The organism is Rhodoferax sp. GW821-FHT07G04, assembly GCF_059418585.1.
In genome coordinates, this window is record NZ_JBWKQD010000002.1 from 542,409 (window position 1) to 560,617 (window position 18,209).

The window sequence follows — 18,209 nt, forward strand, 5'->3', positions numbered from 1 at the left end:
TGCAATGATCAGACAAGAACAGATAGAACCAACACCATGGCATTTCCCGTACTGCTTCACTTCTCTCCCAAGGCGCTGCTACGCAGCCTGGCCGCATACGCTCCCTGCGCGATCCTGAGCCTGGGTCTGCTGGGTTGTGCCGCCGCTCCGCCACAACCGGGCAAGGTATCGGCACAGACTCAGGCCACACAATTTGTGTACAGCCCCTATAAGCACCTGGCCATGGCACTGGATCCGCAGATGCCTGCTGCCGCGACCCAGGTCAACGGACCACGCCAAGTGGTGGCCGTCACGCCCCGGCCCACGCTGCTGCCGGGCGCCACGGCACTCACACTGGCCTTTGCAGCCGGTGAGTGTGGCCAGGAACGCTGGGGCACCCTGGCCGGACAGACCGTGGCCGATGCGAACATCACCGCTCTGCAACAAGCCGGCCTGCCCTACATCATCTCCACCGGTGGTGAAGGCAACATCTTCACCTGCGGCAGCGATGCGGCAATGGCGCAATTCATCGCCCGCTACGCGTCGCCGTCGCTGCTGGGCTTTGACTTTGACATTGAAGCCGGTCAAACCCCGGAGATGGTGCGCAGCCTGCTCCTGCGCATCAAGGCCATGCAATTGGCACAGCCGCATTTGCGCTTGAGCTTTACCGTAGCCACATTGGCGGCCAGCGACGGCAGTCAAACCAGCATCAATGCGCAAGGCCAGACCGTGCTGGACGCCATACGCGCGGCCAAACTCGACAACTACTTCATCAACCTGATGGTCATGGACTACGGCCCCGCCAAGTCTGCCAACTGCGTGGTGCGCGATGGCCGCTGCGACATGGCGGCGTCAGCCCGCCAGGCTGCGCACAATCTGCATGCCCGCCACGGTGTGCCACTGGCCCAGATCGAGGTCACGGCCATGCTGGGTGTCAACGATGTCGTTGAGAACGTGTTCACGCCAGACGACGCCACTGCGCTGGCACGATGGGTACGCCAGGAGAAACTGGGCGGCCTGCACTTCTGGTCGCTGGACCGCGACACGCCCTGCCTGGGCGGCGCCACTACTGTGTCCCCCACCTGCAGCAGCCTGAACGAACACGCGGCGCTCAGCTTCTCACGGGCCTTTGCCGAGGGCCTACGATAGGGCATGCAGAACCCTTCCCACATCCAGGCCCTGGCACATGCGGGCCGCCCCTGCCTGCGGCTGAGCACCCGCCACGGCACTGCCGTCCTGGCCCTGCACGGGGCCCAGTTGCTGTCGTGGCAACCCGCCGGCCAGCGTGAAGTGCTGTGGGTGTCGCCCACGCTGAGCACTCTGCCCAACCCGCTGCGGGGCGGCGTCCCCATTTGCTGGCCCTGGTTTGGCAAGCAGGGCATGCCCGAGGGCGCCATGCAGCACGGCCCCGTGCGCAACCGGCCCTGGGAGGTCGTCCGCGTCGACGCCGACAGTGCGGACCTCGTCAGCCTGACACTGGCGCCCTGCCGCACCGCGGCATCCGACGACCCTCTGACCCGCTTTGCCAGCGGCCTGGTGGTCAGCGTGCAGATTGACCTGGGAGAGACTCTGGTACAGACACTGGAGACCCAGAATACCGGTGAGCAGACCTTTGCGCTGACCCAGGCCCTGCACAGCTACTTTGCGGTGCAAGACGTTCAACAGGTGCAGATCGCGGCGCTTGACGGCCTGCGCTACGACGACAAACTCACCGGGGCCGCCGGGCAGACACAGACCGGCCCCTTTGTGCTGGACCAGGCGTGTGACCGCGTTTACCAGCAAACCACACCGGCCACAACCCAGCACCACTACCTGCTGCACGACAGGGCTGGGCAGCGCCGCATCCATATCCACACCGAAGGCAGCCAGTCGCTGGTGGTCTGGAACCCCGGCCAGGCCCAAGCACAGAGCATGGCCGATGTGCCCGGCGAGAGCTGGTGCCGCTTCTTATGTGCGGAGGTGGCCAATGCCGGCGCCGACATGGTCCATCTGCAACCCGGCGCACAGCACCGCTTGCGCCAGACCCTGGCGGTGGAAACAGCAGGTAACCAGATTTAGCGGCCCCGCGGCGAAACCTGGCCTACACTGGCCCTAAAGGCTTGCGGGAGTGGTTGCGCAGGCCCATGCCGGAGGCCAGCGTGCGGGTAAACCGCTTTCAAACGTCTGCTACTGATTTAATAGCTTCTCATCCAATCTTGGCGAGGGCTGGCGGCATTATTTGCATATGCCTGTCTGCCCAGAGCCTGGCGGAAGAAGCACAGACAGCTCCCCATACCCCGCCAACGTTGCACCCGTTCTCCAACGCCGCCGAGGGGCCGCCCCCTGTGCCCTGGCGCGTGGTCGGCCTTCCGGGCAATACGCGCAAGCCCTTGACGCAGTTTGACGTAGTCCCCCTGGGCGGTGACAGGGTGCTGCGCGTGCGAACCGACCACTCCTATGCCAACCTGACCCACGCGTTGACTCCCTACAAGACCGCCGGCCACTACCTGCTGCGCTGGCGCTGGCGGCTGGATCAACCCATTGTGGGGGCTGACCTGCATACCAAGAGCGGTGACGACACGCCGATCAAAGTCTGCGCACTGTTTGATCTCCCCTTGGACCATCTGGGTTTTATCGACCGCAATCTGCTGCGCCTGGCCCGTAGCGCCAGCGGTGAACACCTGCCGGGGGCTACGCTGTGCTACGTATGGGATCAGAAGCTGGCCGCCGGCACCGAGCTACCCAATGCCTTCACCAAACGCATGCACTACCTGGTGCTGGATTCCGCCCACAGTCCGCTGCAACACTGGGTGGTCCACAGCCGCGACTTGAACGCCGACTTTCTAAAGAGCTTCGGCACCGAGAGCAACACCGTGCCACCGCTGATGGCCATCGTGGTGGGAGCCGATGCCGACAACACCGGCGAGACCAGCCTGGCCTATGTCGGCGATCTGACACTCGTGGAACAATAGCCGCCCTATGACAGCCCAAGCCAGCCCGCCGCAAGCCACTCCGCCAAGAACCCAGCAACTGGTATTGCTGGGCGCCGGCCCCGCCCATGTGCAGGTGCTGGCTCAATTGGCCGCCCACCCCCTGCCCGGAGTGGCGGTGACCCTGGTGGCGTCCAACCAAAACCTCGTATACGCCGGCATGGTGCCCGGCTTTGTTGCTGGCCATTACCCGCTGGACCGCTGCCAGATACCGCTGGAGCCGCTGGTACAACGCAGCGGTATCCGCTGGTTGGAGCGCAACGCCACGGCCTTGGATGCACAGGGGCAGGCGCTGCAACTGGACGATGGCAGCACACTTGCCTTTGACTGGCTGTCGGTCAACACCGGCCCGGTGCAGGACCGTGAGCGCATGGAACAGGCCCTGCCGGGCGCGCGCGAACACGGTCTCTTCATACGCCCCGCAGAGGCCTTCAGCGCGCTGTGGCCACGGGTGGTCGCCATGGGCGAAGCCCGCCCCCTGCGTGTGGCCGTGGTCGGCGGCGGTACCCCGGGCGTGGAGCTGGCCTTGGCCGTGCGCCACCGCCTGCGCAACGCGGCCGTTACCTTGGTGTGCGGTCCCGAACTCCCGGGCGCCGCCTACTCGCCCAAGGTGCAGCAGCGCCTGGTGGCCATGCTGAAGCGCCGCCGCGTCACGGTGTTGCAAGATGTGGCCCTGTCCTTGAAAGCAGACTCGGTGCAACTGGGTTGTGGCGCCAATCTGGCCTGTGATGTTCCCGTGCTGGCCATGGGCGCGCAAGCGCCGCAGTGGCTGGCTGGCAGTGGCTTGGCGCTGGACAGCCAGGGGTTCTTGGCCGTGGACATTTACCAGCGTTCCACCAGCCACAGCCGCGTCTTTGCGGCCGGGGGCGTCAGCAGCCGCGTCGACCGCCACCCCCTGGCCAGCGACGGCAACGACGCTAATACGGGTTCCGCACTGGCCCACAACCTGGCAGCAGCAGTGACCGGCTCCGCACTCAAGCCCCATCACCCACCGCGGATGGGCCTGAACCTGCTATCGTGCGGCGGGCGCCACGCCGTGGCGGCCTGGGGCCGCTTGAGCGCCCAGGGCTGGTGGGTGTGGTGGTGGAAAAGCTGGCGGGACAAGCGCTTTGTCGCGCGGTTTGCCCATCCGTCCACCTAGACAAGCCCACCCCCGCGGCGTCAGACGACCTGCAGCACGGCGCCTCCGTCAGCGCTGCCAGCGGGTAGTACACACCCTATCTCTGCAGCCGCCGCAAAGCCATGGCGCTGAAAGATGTCCAGCACGGCATCCACCGCCTCAGGTGCGCAACTGACCAGCAAACCACCACTGGTCTGCGGGTCGCTCAATAGCGCCTGATCGACAGCGGCAAAACCCGCGGGCAGCGCGACCTCGTGCCCATAGGCCGCCCAGTTGCGGCCCGACGCCCCCGTGACCATACCCGCGCCAGCCAGGGCCTGCACGCCGTCGATGAGTGGCACACGCGCCCAATCCACCTGCACCACACACTGGGCGCCACGCGCCATTTCCAGGGCGTGGCCCGCCAGGCCAAAGCCGGTGACATCCGTCAAGGCATGCACGCCGTCCAGGGCCGCCAAAGCGGGCCCGGGCGTGTTGAGTTGCGTGGTCACCTCCAGCATGCGGGCGTAGCCGGCGGCATCGAGTTTTTCTTTCTTCAACGCCGCCGACAGAACGCCCACGCCCAAGGGCTTGCCCAGAATCAGGCGGTCACCGACCTTGGCATCGGCGTTGCGCCGGACCCGCTGGGGGTGCACCAGCCCCAAGGCCACCAGGCCGTAGATAGGCTCCACCGAGTCAATGGTGTGCCCCCCTGCAATGGGTATGCCCGCCGCCTTGCACACCGCAGCACCGCCGGCCAGGATCTGGCCAATGGTCTCGACTGACAGCACATTGATGGGCATGCCCACCAGGGCGAGCGCCATGATGGGGGTGCCACCCATGGCGTAGACGTCGGAGATGGCATTGGTGGCAGCAATGCGGCCAAAGTCGTAGGGGTTGTCGACAATGGGCATGAAGAAGTCGGTAGTGGCGATCAGCGCCTGCTCTGCATTGAGCTGGTAGACCGCCGCATCGTCCGCCGTCTCTATACCCACCAGCAGTTCCGGTGGCAGCGGCATCGCGGTGGTCGTCTTCAGGATTTGCGACAGTACACCCGGCGCGATCTTGCAGCCGCAACCGCCGCCATGCGATAGCGAGGTCAGGCGGGGTTCGGTGTGGGGTGGTGTACCAGAGGAGGCTGTGGCATTCATGGGATGGCGGCCAGAGAAGGAGTGGGGGTGCTGCACAGTATCCCAAATTGGGCCTTTTGCGCTCAATGGCGGGCTACGGCCTTAACATCCACTGAAGACTGGCAAGCTTGACAGAGCCGCCCTGGCAAATTAAACTCCTTACTTGAGAATCATTCTCAATTGTATTTGCGACAATAGCACGGTCTTTTTCCCACGAATCGCCCCCTGTTTTCATGGAAACCCCGGTCGAAGTGCCACGGTTTTGAGGGCGATCAGTAGGCTCCGTTTTGCTTGGTATCCGATTTTCAAACGTGCTTTCAAAAGCTATGACATACAAAACACTTGTGGGCGCGGCCCTGCTGTGCCTGATGGGCGCCACTTCGGTTGGCGCATGGGCGCAGGCCCCAGCCGGCGGCACCATCACCGTCTACAACGCCCAACACGCGACGCTGACCAAGGCCTGGGTCGAAGGCTTTGAGCGAGATACCGGTATCAAAGTGATCGTCCGCAACGGTGGCGATACGGAAATGGCCAACCAGTTGGTGCAAGAAGGCGCCAACACGCCCGCCGATGTCTTTCTGACCGAGAACTCACCCGCCATGACGCTGGTGGAATCCGCCGGCCTGCTGGCGCCACTGGACCCGGCCACGCTGGCCCAGGTGCCTGCGCACTTTCGCTCCGGCACCGGTCAATGGACGGGCATTGCCGCGCGCAGTACCGTGTTCATCTTCAACAAGGTCAAGATGAACTCCAGCCAGGCTCCCAAGTCGCTGTTGGACTTGGCCAGCCCGACGTGGAAGGGCCGTTGGGCGGCCGCACCGGCCGGCGCTGACTTCCAGGCCATCGTCAGCGCAATGCTGGAGCTCAAAGGCGAGACCGTCACGTTGAACTGGCTCAAAGGCATGAAGGAAAACGCGAAGACCTACAAAGGCAATGGCGTGGTGTTAAAGGCAGTCAACTCCGGTGAGGTGGACTCTGGCGTGATCTACCACTACTACCGCGTCAGCGACCAGGCCAAGACCGGTGAGAACAGCAACAGCACCGGCGTCTACTACTTCCGTAATGAAGACCCCGGCGCCTTTGTCAGCATTTCCGGCGGTGCCGTGTTGGCTGCCAGCAAACACAAGCCACAGGCGCAAGCTTTTGTGCAGTGGATTGCGGGCAAGAACGGGCAAGAGATCCTTCGCACCGGCAGCTCCTACGAATACGCGGTGGGACTGGGCGCGGAGTCCAGCTCCAAGCTCGTGCCTTTGGCCGATCTGCATGCGCCCAAGCTGGAGCCTTCCAAGCTCAACAGCCGCAAGGTCGCGGAGCTGATGACTCAGGCTGGGCTGCTGTAAGGCTCCAGGCTCTTAACCGTTGCAGACAGCGCCCTCTTTGACCACCGACAGCACCGTAACGGCAGCCCCACAGGCTGCGCGTGGCCCGGCCGCTGCTACCCGAGACTACCAAGCCAGCCGTATGGGCACGCCGTGGGTGCTGGTAGCTGCCCTCTTGGTGACCGTGTGCGCGTTGCTGCCACTGGGCTTTGTCGTGTGGGTCGCGATACAGACCGGCTGGGACACGGTTGTCGCTCTGGTCTTTCGCCCGCGCGTGGGTGAGTTGTTGATCAATTCCGCACTATTGGTTGGTTGCACCATACCCCTGTGCGCGGTACTGGCCACCGCGCTGGCTTGGTTGACCGAGCGCAGCGACCTGCCCGGCCATCGCCTATGGTCCTGGTTGGCAGTGGCCCCCTTGGCAGTGCCCGCCTTTGTGCAAAGCTATGCATGGATCACGGTGGCACCGGGACTTGGCGGTCTGGGTGGCGGGGTTCTGGTTTCGATCTGCGCCTACCTGCCCTTCATGTACCTGCCCGTCGCGGCCGCACTGCGCCGTCTGGACCCTGGTGTGGAAGATGCCGCGGCCTCCTTGGGCCTGCCCCCTGTGCAAGTCTTCTTCCGCGTGGTCTTGCCGCAACTGCGTCTGGCACTGTGTGGTGGTGCGCTACTGATCGGCCTGCATCTGTTGGCAGAGTACGGGCTGTACGTGATGATTCGCTTTGACACGTTCACCACCGCCATCGTCGATCAATTTCAATCCAGCTACAACAGCCCTGCCGCCAGCATGCTGGCCGGCGTGCTGGCTGTGTGTTGCCTGGCCTTGCTGGGCGCAGAAAACCTGGCGCGGGGCCATGAGCGCTATGCGCGCGTGGGCACAGGCGCACCGCGCATGCCCATACGCCAGCGCCTGGGCGGCGCCACGCTGCTGTGCCTGATATTGCCCCTACTGACAACCGCATTGGCCTTGGGTGTGCCGCTGCTTACCTTGGGGCGCTGGTTGCTGATCGGTGGCGCCGGGGCCTGGAACGCTGCGGAAATGACCGAAGCCATTGCACAAACCCTGGGTCTGGCCACCGGTGCAGCCCTGCTGACAACCCTGGTGGCAATACCCATGGCTTGGCTTTCCGTACGTGCGCCCAGCCGCCTGCAGCGCTGGCTGGAAACCGGCAACTACGTGGTGGGCGCTTTGCCGGGGGTCGTGGTAGCCCTGGCCTTGATCACGGTCACCGTGCGCCTGCCGATCTACCAAACCGCCCTCACCGTTTTGCTGGCCTACGCCATCTTGTTTTTGCCCCGCGCACTGGTCAGCCTGCGCGCAGGCATTTCCCAGGCGCCAGTGGAGTTGGAACAAGTGGCGCGCAGCCTGGGCCGCACACCAACTGGCGCACTATGGTCCGTCACGCTGCGCCTGGCCGCACCGGGGGCAGCTGCTGGCATGGCCATGGTATTTCTGGGTGTGACCAACGAGTTGACGGCCACACTGATGCTGGCGCCCAATGGCACGCAAACCCTGGCAACCAGCTTTTGGAATTACAGCGGTGAACTGGACTACGCAGCCGCTGCACCCTATGCATTGCTGATGGTCCTGCTGTCGCTGCCGATGACATGGATGCTGCAAATGCAATCGAAACGAAGCGCTGGGCGATAACAAGAAGATGACGACCGATTACCTCCAACTCCACGGCATCCACAAGCGCTATGGCGACACAGCCGTGCTGCATGGCATCGATCTACGGGTAGCGGCAGGCAGTCGAATGGCCATCGTGGGGCCTTCCGGTTCGGGCAAGACCACGCTGTTGCGCGTCATCGCAGGCTTTGAGGCACCCAATGCCGGGCAGTTGAGCCTGGGCGGGCGCACGCTGGCCGACGGCGCGCAAGCGGTGCCAGCCCATCTGCGGGGCATAGGTTTTGTGCCGCAAGAGGGCGCACTGTTCCCGCATCTGAGCGTGGCGGACAACATCGGCTTTGGCCTGCCGCGCAAAGCGGCGGACCGGCAAGCGCGCATCCACGAGTTGATGGATATGGTTGCCCTGGACCACGCGCTGCTGCGCGCACGGCCGCATGAGATTTCGGGTGGGCAGCAACAGCGTGTTGCTTTGGCCCGAGCCCTGGCCTTGCGCCCCCAATTGATACTGCTGGACGAGCCCTTTTCTGCGCTGGACACCGGCCTGCGGGTCGCCACCCGCAAGGCCGTAGCCGAATTGCTGGCGCGCGCGGGCATCACCACCATTCTGGTCACGCATGACCAAGCCGAGGCTCTGTCATTTGCCGACAACGTGGCCGTGATGCGTAACGGGCGCCTGGTGCAGGTAGGCCCAGCCCGCGAGGTGTACCAGCGCCCGGTGGATGCCGAAACGGCGATCTTCCTGGGCGACGCCATCATCTTGCAGGCTCTGGTAGAGGGCGGCCGTGCACGCTGCGATCTGGGCGACATTCCAGTGGGTGATTCGCCGCTGTCGGGCGCACAACGCATCCTGCTGCGGCCCGAACAGTTGACCATCGTCAACGCAACGCCGCATACTGCAGACGCCAGCCTTCCTGCGACCACTGGCGTGGTCAGCGGCCTGAATTTCCTGGGTAGTACCTGTGACGTACACATCCGATTGCCCTCGAATGAACACTCGGCCTTGCTAACCCGGGACGTCTCGCCAGAAACCTCCATTGCGGTCAACATCCCCACCAACCCGGCCATCACCACCGGTTCCCAGGTACGTATCAACGTGACGGGCTTGGCCCACGTGTTGCAGGCTTCAGCCTAGGCTTAACCGGTGCAGAGGCACAACGGAACAGAACCAGGGCAGACTTTAGGGATATTGCGAATGCGAGGAATTCGCATTTATAATCACATTCATCAACCTATCGCCCACATAGCCCTAGCCCATGATTGTTTGTGTTTGCAAGCGCGTCTCTGACCGAGAAATTGCTCGCCATGTGCATGCGGGCATGGGCTTTGACGACATTCAGTTTGAATTGGGCGTGGCAACGCAATGTGGCAAATGCGAAGAATGCGCCCGTGACGTGGTGGCCCAGTGCAACCGCACGCACCCCGTGGCGGCACTCAACCGCGAAACCCAGCCCGTCGTGATGCACGGCAGGCTGGCAGCGATTCACGCTTAGACCACCTGCCTCGTCTCCTGCCGGCTGATTAACTAGCTGGGCGTCCCCATCTGGCTTTGCAGGTAGTTCTGCAGGCCAACCTTGTCGATGAGGTCAATCTGGGTTTCCAGGAAGTCGATGTGCTCTTCGGTGTCTTCCAAAATGCCTTGCAACAGGTCGCGCGAGCCATAGTCGCGCACCGATTCGCAGTGCGCAATGCCTGCCTTGATCGTCGCCTGAGCACCCTGTTCGCTCTGCAGGTCGCAGGCCAAAATCTCCGGCACGCTTTCGCCCACCAGTAGCTTGGACAAATCTTGCAGATTGGGCAGGCCGTCGAGCATGAAGATGCGGTCCATCAGTTGGTCGGCGTGCTTCATTTCGCCAATGGACTCCTCGTACTCCTTCTTGGCCAGCTTATCCAGCCCCCAATGCTTGAGCATGCGGTAGTGCAGGAAGTATTGGTTGATGGCTGTCAGTTCGTTCTTCAATTGCGCTTGCAGGTGCGCGATGACTTGTGCGTCGCCCTTCATGGGGTTCTCCTTGGCTTCTGATTGCAATGCCCCTATTTTCTGCGCCATCGCGGTATTTGCCAAAGGGCTGCGTCAATACCCATGGACTGGCGGTCTGCTTGCGTATGAGGTTGATAGCCGTTCGCATTTTCGTCCGTCTGTAACGACGGCTGCGATTGATCAAGGTAAGGTGGGAGCGAGCCTCTTTAAGCTCGCCTGTGCCTTTTCGCTTCCTTGGGCCGCAGAAAGGCGATACAACCGCAATGCCTGCTCTTCATCGCGCGCGGCACCGCGTCCACTCGCCAGCATATCTGCCAGATTATTCTCAGCATACATATTGCCCTGATCCGCCGCCAGTCGGTACAAACGCACCGCTTCAACATCATCTTTGGCAACTCCAGTTCCACTGGCATACATCCAACCCAAGTTGTTTTGCCCATCTGGATGATTTTGTTCTGCGGATAGACGGAACCAACGCAAGGCTTCCTGAATGCTCTTTGCGACCCCGCGACCATTGAGATACAGGTGGCCTAGCTGATTTTGTCCAAATGGGTTGCCTTGATTGGCGGAGAGGCGAGCCCAGCGCACAGCCTGGACATCGTCTTTTGCGACGCCCAGTCCGTTTGCCAAGATATATGCCAAACGGTTTTGCGCTTCGGGGTCTCCTTTTTCAGCAGCCAATCGCGTCCAGTGTTCGGCTGCCACTTCATCCTTCTTAACCCCTTGCCCCAAGAGATAAGCACGCCCCACAAAGGCTTGGCCAGCCGTGTTCCCTTGATCCGCGGCCAGCCGATACCAATGCAAGGCCTCCACCCGGTCCTTGGGCAAACCCTCGCCCTTGGAATACGCCAGCCCCATGCCCGCCTGTGCACTGGCAAGTCCCTGCGCTGCGGCCAATCGGTACAGGCGCACGGCCTCCTCCGGGTCGCGGGTAACGCCCAAGCCTTCGAAGTGCACACGGCCCAATTGGTACTGCCCCAGGGCATTGCCTTTGTCCGCCGACATCCGATACCACCGCAGTGCTTGCGCCTGGTCTTTGGCCACGCCACGCCCCTGCTCGGTCATCAGGCCCAGATTCGCCTGCGCCGTGGCGTTGCCCTTGTCAACGGCCAAGCGCAGCCAGCGCACGGCTTCTACGTCGTCCCGCACCACCGCAATACCATAGGCGTACATGACACCCATTTCAGCCTGTGCTTCAGCGAGGTCCAGGCTGGCCGCCCGCCCTATGAAGCGCAGTGCATCCGCCCAGCGCGACTCCTTGAGGGCCGTACGTCCGTTGAGGTAAGCCTCCTGCGCCTCCGCGTCGCGCTCGTAGCGCGGTTGCTGTGCGCTGGACGCCGGCGGCATGGGGCGTGCAACGGGAGGCTGTGCAGGCGCCGGTGTGTTGCGAGAGGGCGGAACAGATGCACGCGCCACGTCCGGCAGCTTGGCAACAATGAAGACAACCTTGGACTCCACCTCCGCTATCAGGTCTGCAAGTACGGGCGCTCCAGAAAGATTCGTCGGTGCGGGCAGTTGGGATTGCACCTGGGGCTCATTACCCACCAGCTCCAACAAGTAATTGGACTTGACGGCGTAATTGACGGCGTCTGGCACGCCCATGCCGTTTTGCATGGCGTACGTTGCATTGAGCTTGGCGACAACGACCCCCACCACCGCCCCGTCGCGACTCAGCAAGGGGCCGCCCGAGTTCCCTGGCTGAATCGGAACCGACATCTGAAAGACATTGGGCTGGTCTTGGATGCCGGAGAGGCTACTGATGGTGCCCTCGGTGAACTTGACTGCCAAGCCCTGCACACCCGGATTGGGAAACCCCAGCGTGAACACGGAGTCGCCCTTGCGCATGGTGTTGGAATGGGCCAAAGCCAGCGCCGGAAACCGGCCTTCGATCTTCAAGATCGCCAGGTCGTTTTTGATGTCGGTGCGGACAATGCGGGCCGCGTGGGTGCGGCCGCTGCTGTCGCGCACTGCCACTTCGACGGCCCCTTCAATCACATGGAAGTTGGTCGCAATGTGGCCATCGGGGGTAATGAAAAATCCCGTCCCCGAGCCGACCGCAGCAAAGGCCGACAGAGGCAAAAAGGCCAGCCCCAGCAGCCAGCCTTTTGCGCCGACCCACGAGCACCAACCTATGCGCGCCCGCAGCGACCAACCCAACATCCACATGCTTGCCTCCCAGCGCGATGAAACCCGATCTTTGTGCCGCTTGGAATCTTAACCGCTGGGTCCGCAGACACCACCCAGGGGCGGGGCGAGATAACAATCTCGCACCCGCCCCGCACGATGGCGCGACAGCTAACTCTTAAAACCCGGCGCTCTGGGCCAGGCTGGTAAAGCCGCTAAGCGGGCCCAGACTCTGGATGACACCGTCGGGCCCCATGAAATACACCGCCCCTTCTTTGGTTCCTACATAAGACTGGATGGCCGGGTAATAACGGTAGTAGTAGCCCGCGTAAGTACCGGATACGGCTGGTGCGGGGGCCAAAAATTGCGGGTAGAACGATTCCGCCCAATTGAAGGCACGGTCCGACTCCGCAGTGCTGGCGGCGCCATAGAGCGCCGCGCAACCCTGGGCATCGTCTCCGCGCAGAGTCCTCAGGAACACTGGGTCATGGGGCACATTGGCTGACAGCACCGAATTCGCAACGTTGGACCCATTCAAGCCCATATTGCTGCCAAAGGCCTGGGTCATCAGCGCATCGACATTTTCGGCCGTCCAGCTGAGTGTCGTGTTCATCATCACATCGGCATCGACCATCGCCGTTCCGACATACCACTTATTGTTGTTGGCACGCAGGGTGCTGCTGCCCGGCAAAACACCCCAGCCAATCACATTCATCCTGTCAATTGCAGAGGGATCGGTGGCCAGATACGGCGCCGCCGAGGTAAGCCCCATGTAGTTGAACGTGATGTTGCACATTCCACTCCATCGTGCAGCGGCCGTTTGAATGGCATTCAGAACCGCAGCCGTTGTCAGGTTCGCGGGTTGGTTTTGCGGGTTGTAGTACCAATTGAACTGCCCCCCCGGCCACTTTTGGCTATTGGCACCGAGCACGTAGGCGGGCTGCACCCGGTCATCGGCTCGCGTCGCCTGGACAACTTCCTGGGCTTGGGCCATCCCCCCCAACAGCAAACCCGCGCCAACCAGCGCCCGTACAACACCGCAAAAACTCAACTGCATGCTGATTCCCCCAAAAAAAGTTATGGAACGGGGTGGAACGAGCGAGGCCGCCATACGGGGTTAAATTTTTTCAAATATTTTTCCTCCCACGCGTGAGAAGGCAATGATCAGCGTTGCGCAACTTTTCCGCCGAAATTCAGGGTTTTCACCAATCCTTCTTTACACATCAATAGTCTCCAAATATCAATTGGATGTATATCAATTGCGTCCGTATCATCGCGCTCCATACAACACAAGAGGAGACTTTGATGACACAGAACCGACGTACGCTGATTGCCACACTGGTTGCGGCATCGTTCGCAGTGGGCATGCCCCTGAGTGCTTTTGCACAAAAGAAAATCGTGCTGGGCTTCAGCCAGATCGGTGCCGAGAGCGAGTGGCGCAGCGCCAATACCAACTCCATCAAGGACACGGCCGCCAAGGAAGGCATCACGCTGAAATTTTCCGACGCCCAGCAGAAGCAGGAAAACCAGATCAAGGCCCTGCGCTCCTTTATCGCGCAGAAAGTGGACGTGATTGCGTTCGCGCCGGTCGTGGAGTCTGGCTGGGACACGGTGCTCAAGGAAATCAAGGCTGCCAAGATTCCGGTCATCTTGACCGACCGTTCGGTGGACTCCAAAGATACCTCGCTGTATGTGACCTTCATGGGCTCCGACTTCACCGAAGAAGGCCGCAAGGCCGGCCGCTGGTTGCTGGAAAAAGTCAAGAACACCACCGGTGATGTGAACGTGGTCGAGCTGCAAGGCACCGTGGGCTCGGGCCCGGCCATTGACCGCAAAAAGGGTTTTGAGGAAATCATCAAGGCCGAGCCGCGTATCAAGATCATCCGCTCGCAAACCGGTGACTTCACCCGCGCCAAGGGCAAGGAAGTGATGGAGGCTTTCCTGAAGGCCGAGGGCAAGAAAATCAATGTGCTGTATGCACACAACGACGACATGGCCATTGGCGCGATTCAGGCCATTGAAGAAGCAGGACTGAAGCCGGTCAAGGACATCACCATCATCTCCGTAGATGCCGTCAAGGGCGCGTTCGAAGCCATGATCGCCGGCAAGATGGATGTGACCGTGGAATGCAGCCCCCTGCTGGGCCCGCAACTGATGTCAGCCGTCAAAGACCTGGTGGCGGGCAAGACCCTGCCCCGCCGCATCGTGACGCAGGAAGGTATCTTCCCCATGGAAGTGGCGGCCAAGGAATTCCCGTCACGCAAGTACTGAGCCGGTTTGACCCGGGTGCAATGAGCCCGGGCGTATATTGATTGAAGCAAGCCGCTCTGCGGCTTGTTTTGCATGAGCCAACAAAGAAACTATGACCGTCCACCACGAGACACCCACCGGCGCGGCGCAGCCCGTGCTGGAGTTGTCCGCCATTGCCATCCATTTTGCGGGCGTGCAGGCGCTGGGCGGGGTCAACCTGCGCCTGTTCGCCGGTGAGGTGCATGCCCTGATGGGGCAAAACGGCGCGGGCAAATCCACGCTCATCAAGGTATTGACCGGCGTGCACCGTGCCGACCAGGACGAGATGCGCCTGGGCGGGCAACGCATCGCCGCGGCCTCGCCATTGGAGGCGCAGCAACTGGGCATCAGCACGGTGTACCAGGAGGTCAACCTGTGCCCCAATTTGTCGGTGGCGGAAAACATCTTTGCCGGGCGCTACCCGCGCCGCGGCGCCCGTGGTGCCTGGGCCATCGACTGGGCGCGCATGCACCGCGACGCCAGCGCCTTGCTGGCGCGGCTGAACCTCAGCATCGACGTCACGCAAACGCTGGGCAGCTATTCGGTGGCGGTGCAGCAGATGGTGGCCATTGCGCGGGGCCTGAGCATCTCGGCGCGGGTGCTGATTCTGGATGAGCCCACTTCCAGCCTGGACGACGACGAGGTCGAGCGCCTGTTCACCGTACTGCGCCAACTGCGTGCGCAGGGTATGGCGATTCTTTTTGTGACGCATTTTCTCGATCAGGTATATGCCTTGTGTGATCGCATCACAGTGCTGCGCAATGGCCAACTGGTGGGTGAATACCGGGCCGCCGATCTGGGCCATAGCGCGCTGATTGCGGCCATGGTGGGCCGCGAGATGGTGAACAGTCTGACGCCACACGCCAGCACACAAGAGGATGCCCTCGCGCAGGCGCCCGAGGTGCTAACGGTGCATGGCCTAGCGCGGCAAGGCCATGTCAAACCGCTGGACCTAGCTCTGCGCCGGGGCGAGGTCGTGGGGCTTGGGGGCTTGCTGGGCTCGGGGCGCACCGAGCTGGCGCGTGTCTTGTTTGGCCTGGACCGCAGCGATGCCGGCGAGATGACGGTGCAGGGCAAGGCCGTGCGCCTGCATTCGCCGGCGCAGGCCATCCGTCTGGGCCTGGGTTTGTGTCCCGAGGACCGCAAGGCCGAGGGCATCATTGCCGAACTCTCGGTGCGCGAAAACATTGCGCTGGCGCTGCAGGCGCGCCAAGGCCTGTGGCCCTGTATGTCACGCGCGCAGCAGGCGCAACTGGCACTGCACTACGTCAAGGCCCTGGGCATCAAGACCGCCGATATCGAAACACCTATCGGTCAATTGTCAGGCGGCAATCAGCAAAAGGCGGTGCTGGCGCGTTGGCTGGCGACCAAGCCCTGTCTGTTGATACTGGATGAACCGACCCGCGGCATAGACATCGCGGCAAAGCAGGAAATCATGAACGAGATTTTGACCTTGGCCCGCGCGGGCATGGCCGTGTTGTTCATCTCATCGGAGATGGAAGAGGTGGTGCGGGTATCTGACCGCATCGTGGTGATGCGTGACCGCGCCAAGGTGGGTGAACTGCCCGCCGGCACCACCGACCACGCGGTCTACGCCATGATTGCGGGGCAGGCATGACTGCGCACAACACGGGCTCCTGGGCCCAACGCCTGCGGGCGCATCCGCTGCTGTGGCCGCTGGTCACGCTGGTGCTGATACTGGCCGTCAACGCCAGCCTGAACCCGGGCTTCTGGGTGCTGCAGTGGCGCGATGGCCACCTGTACGGCAGCATCATCGACATCCTGAACCGCTCGGCCCCGCTGATGCTGGTGTCGCTGGGCATGACCCTGGTCATCGCTACGCGGGGCATAGACATTTCGGTCGGCGCCGTGGTGGCCATCAGTGCCTCGGTGGCGGCGTTGATGATTGGCGGCAAGCTGGTCATCCACGACGGTGTGCCCACCCACGTGAGCAACTACCCGATGCCGCTGGCCATCCTGTGCGCCTTGCTGGTGGCGCTGGCCTGTGGTTTGTGGAATGGCTTGCTGGTAGCCAAGATCGGGCTGCAGCCCATCATCGCCACGCTGATCCTGATGGTGGCCGGGCGCGGCATTGCACAACTGGCAACGGGCGGGCAAATCGTGACCGTGTACTACGCCCCCTATTTCTACATCGGCAATGGTTTCCTGTGGGGCTTGCCGTTTGCACTGTTCATTGCGGCTGCGGTGTACCTGTTGGTGCATTTGGCAGTCACACGCACGGCCTTGGGCCTGTTCATCCAGGCCATTGGCATCAACCCGGCCGCCGCGCGGCTGGCCGGTGTGCGTGAGCGCTTGATCAGTGTGTGTGTCTATGCCTTCTGCGGCCTGACCGCCGGGGTGGCGGGCCTGATCATCAGCTCCAACGTCAAGAGTGCCGATGGCAACAACGCCGGTAACCTGATGGAGCTGGACGCGATTCTGGCTGTGACCTTGGGTGGTACCTTGCTCACCGGTGGGCGCTTCAGTCTGGCGGGTAGCCTGGTGGGTGCACTCATCATCCAGACGCTGACCTCCACCATTTATTCGATTGGGGTGCCACCCGAGATCAACCTGGTGGTGAAGGCGGCCGTGGTGTTTGCGGTCATGCTGTTGCAGTCGGCCGACTTCCGCAGTGCCGTGCGGACATGGGTGGTGCGCCCAGAAGCAGGGAGCCGCGCATGAGCAACAACCTCACGCAGACGACATCCACACGGCGCTGGCGGCTGGACCCTAAATTCATGCCACTGGCGGCCACGGTGTCGCTGTTCCTGGCGATGGCCGTGTTTGGCTCGGTGTCCTACACCGGGTTTTTCTCGGCCCAGGCATTTTTGAACCTGCTGATTGACAACGCCTTCCTGGTCATTGTGGCGGTGGGCATGACCTTCGTCATTCTGTCCGGTGGCATCGACCTGTCGGTGGGTTCAGTGGTGGCACTCAGCACCATGGTGCTGGCGGCGCTGGTGGAACATCGCCACTGGAGCCTCTGGCTGGCGATCCCGCTGGTGCTGTCCATGGGCACATTGTTCGGCGCCTTCATGGGCTGGCTGATCCAGCGCTTTCGCCTGCAGCCTTTCATCGTCACGCTGGCGGGCATGTTTCTGGCGCGTGGCCTGTGTTACCTCATCAGCATCGATTCCATCAGCATCACCGACGAGGCCTACACCGCGCTGGCGCAAATGCGCGTCGAACTGTGGGGCGACAGTGCCGCCCTGTCACTCAGCGCGCTGCTGGCCTTGGTGGTGCTGGCCGTCGCCATGTTCGTGGCCCATGGCACCGAATTTGGCCGCACCGTGTATGCCATCGGCGGCAGCGAACACTCGGCCAAGCTGATGGGTCTGCCGGTGGCCCGCACCGCCATACTGGTTTACACCGTGAGCGGCTTTTGCTCGGCGCTGGGTGGCGTGGTGTTCACGTTCTACATGCTGTCGGGCTACGGCCTGCACGCCGTGGGGTTGGAGCTGGATGCGATTGCCGCCGTGGTGATTGGCGGCACGCTGCTCAGTGGCGGCGTGGGCTATGTGGTGGGCACGTTGTTTGGTGTGCTCACGCTTGGCATCATCCAGTCGCTGATCATGTTTGACGGTTCGCTCAGCTCGTGGTGGACGCGTATTGTGATTGGGGTGCTGCTGTTTGTATTTTGTGTGCTGCAACGGGTGTTTGAGTCGGGGCGCAAGTCGCAATAGTGCACATCT

General features: G+C 62.4%; 16 protein-coding genes. 12 read left to right on the forward strand and 4 right to left on the reverse strand.

The genetic code is table 11. The annotated features are described in order from the left end of the window. Positions 1–36: 36 nt before the first annotated feature. The 4 genes from AC07OO_RS11675 (at position 37) to AC07OO_RS11690 (ending at position 4,089) form a co-directional block, all read left to right on the forward strand. Positions 37–1,128 carry a glycoside hydrolase family 18 protein gene (locus AC07OO_RS11675; RefSeq protein ID WP_495082274.1) on the forward strand — a complete coding sequence of 364 codons (1,092 nt, stop codon included), beginning with the start codon at positions 37–39 and terminating at the stop codon, positions 1,126–1,128. A 3-nt stretch (positions 1,129–1,131) separates the two neighbouring features. Beyond that, positions 1,132–2,037: a D-hexose-6-phosphate mutarotase gene (locus AC07OO_RS11680; protein WP_495082275.1), complete on the forward strand. Its 906-nt coding sequence runs from the start codon at positions 1,132–1,134 to the stop codon at positions 2,035–2,037. 227 nt (positions 2,038–2,264) lie between these two features. Then, positions 2,265–2,930: a DUF3047 domain-containing protein gene (locus tag AC07OO_RS11685; RefSeq protein ID WP_495082276.1), complete on the forward strand. Its 666-nt coding sequence runs from the start codon at positions 2,265–2,267 to the stop codon at positions 2,928–2,930. Positions 2,931–2,937: 7 nt separating this feature from the next. After that, entirely contained in the window at positions 2,938–4,089 is a 1,152-nt protein-coding gene (locus AC07OO_RS11690; RefSeq protein WP_495082277.1) for an FAD-dependent oxidoreductase, read from the forward strand. Positions 4,090–4,109: 20 nt separating this feature from the next. Here AC07OO_RS11690 and selD read toward each other — a convergent pair whose 3' ends face one another. Further along, a complete protein-coding gene (selD, locus tag AC07OO_RS11695; RefSeq protein WP_495082278.1) occupies positions 4,110–5,198 on the reverse strand; it encodes a selenide, water dikinase SelD in 1,089 nt (362 codons plus the stop codon). Between the two features lie 305 nt (positions 5,199–5,503). Here selD and AC07OO_RS11700 point away from each other — a divergent pair, with 305 nt between their 5' ends. From AC07OO_RS11700 to AC07OO_RS11715, 4 genes are all read left to right on the forward strand, one after another. Then, positions 5,504–6,517, forward strand: a complete 1,014-nt coding sequence (locus AC07OO_RS11700) for an iron ABC transporter substrate-binding protein (RefSeq protein ID WP_495082279.1) — start codon at positions 5,504–5,506, stop codon at positions 6,515–6,517. A gap of 37 nt (positions 6,518–6,554) precedes the next feature. Then, positions 6,555–8,147 carry an ABC transporter permease gene (locus tag AC07OO_RS11705; protein WP_495082280.1) on the forward strand — a complete coding sequence of 531 codons (1,593 nt, stop codon included), beginning with the start codon at positions 6,555–6,557 and terminating at the stop codon, positions 8,145–8,147. A 7-nt stretch (positions 8,148–8,154) separates the two neighbouring features. Continuing rightward, positions 8,155–9,258 carry an ABC transporter ATP-binding protein gene (locus AC07OO_RS11710; RefSeq protein WP_495082281.1) on the forward strand — a complete coding sequence of 368 codons (1,104 nt, stop codon included), beginning with the start codon at positions 8,155–8,157 and terminating at the stop codon, positions 9,256–9,258. 121 nt (positions 9,259–9,379) lie between these two features. Next, positions 9,380–9,616: a (2Fe-2S)-binding protein gene (locus tag AC07OO_RS11715; RefSeq protein WP_495082282.1), complete on the forward strand. Its 237-nt coding sequence runs from the start codon at positions 9,380–9,382 to the stop codon at positions 9,614–9,616. A gap of 32 nt (positions 9,617–9,648) precedes the next feature. Here AC07OO_RS11715 and bfr read toward each other — a convergent pair whose 3' ends face one another. The 3 genes from bfr to AC07OO_RS11730 all read right to left on the reverse strand — a co-directional run bounded on the left by bfr (position 9,649) and on the right by AC07OO_RS11730 (position 13,285). Next, positions 9,649–10,125, reverse strand: a complete 477-nt coding sequence (bfr, locus tag AC07OO_RS11720) for a bacterioferritin (protein WP_495082283.1) — start codon at positions 10,123–10,125, stop codon at positions 9,649–9,651. Positions 10,126–10,284: 159 nt separating this feature from the next. Continuing rightward, positions 10,285–12,270: a trypsin-like peptidase domain-containing protein gene (locus AC07OO_RS11725; RefSeq protein WP_495082284.1), complete on the reverse strand. Its 1,986-nt coding sequence runs from the start codon at positions 12,268–12,270 to the stop codon at positions 10,285–10,287. 136 nt (positions 12,271–12,406) lie between these two features. Beyond that, positions 12,407–13,285 carry a hypothetical protein gene (locus AC07OO_RS11730; RefSeq protein WP_495082285.1) on the reverse strand — a complete coding sequence of 293 codons (879 nt, stop codon included), beginning with the start codon at positions 13,283–13,285 and terminating at the stop codon, positions 12,407–12,409. Between the two features lie 248 nt (positions 13,286–13,533). Here AC07OO_RS11730 and AC07OO_RS11735 point away from each other — a divergent pair, with 248 nt between their 5' ends. The 4 genes from AC07OO_RS11735 to yjfF all read left to right on the forward strand — a co-directional run bounded on the left by AC07OO_RS11735 (position 13,534) and on the right by yjfF (position 18,200). Next, complete coding sequence (locus AC07OO_RS11735; RefSeq protein ID WP_495082286.1) at positions 13,534–14,499, forward strand: ABC transporter substrate-binding protein; 966 nt, start codon at positions 13,534–13,536, stop codon at positions 14,497–14,499. 91 nt (positions 14,500–14,590) lie between these two features. Beyond that, positions 14,591–16,135: a sugar ABC transporter ATP-binding protein gene (locus tag AC07OO_RS11740; RefSeq protein WP_495082287.1), complete on the forward strand. Its 1,545-nt coding sequence runs from the start codon at positions 14,591–14,593 to the stop codon at positions 16,133–16,135. Beyond that, entirely contained in the window at positions 16,132–17,199 is a 1,068-nt protein-coding gene (locus tag AC07OO_RS11745) for an ABC transporter permease (protein WP_495082288.1), read from the forward strand. The genes AC07OO_RS11740 and AC07OO_RS11745 overlap by 4 nt, the downstream gene beginning before the upstream one ends. Next, entirely contained in the window at positions 17,196–18,200 is a 1,005-nt protein-coding gene (gene yjfF, locus AC07OO_RS11750; protein WP_495082289.1) for a galactofuranose ABC transporter, permease protein YjfF, read from the forward strand. Before AC07OO_RS11745 ends, yjfF begins: the two co-directional genes overlap by 4 nt. Positions 18,201–18,209: the final 9 nt, after the last annotated feature.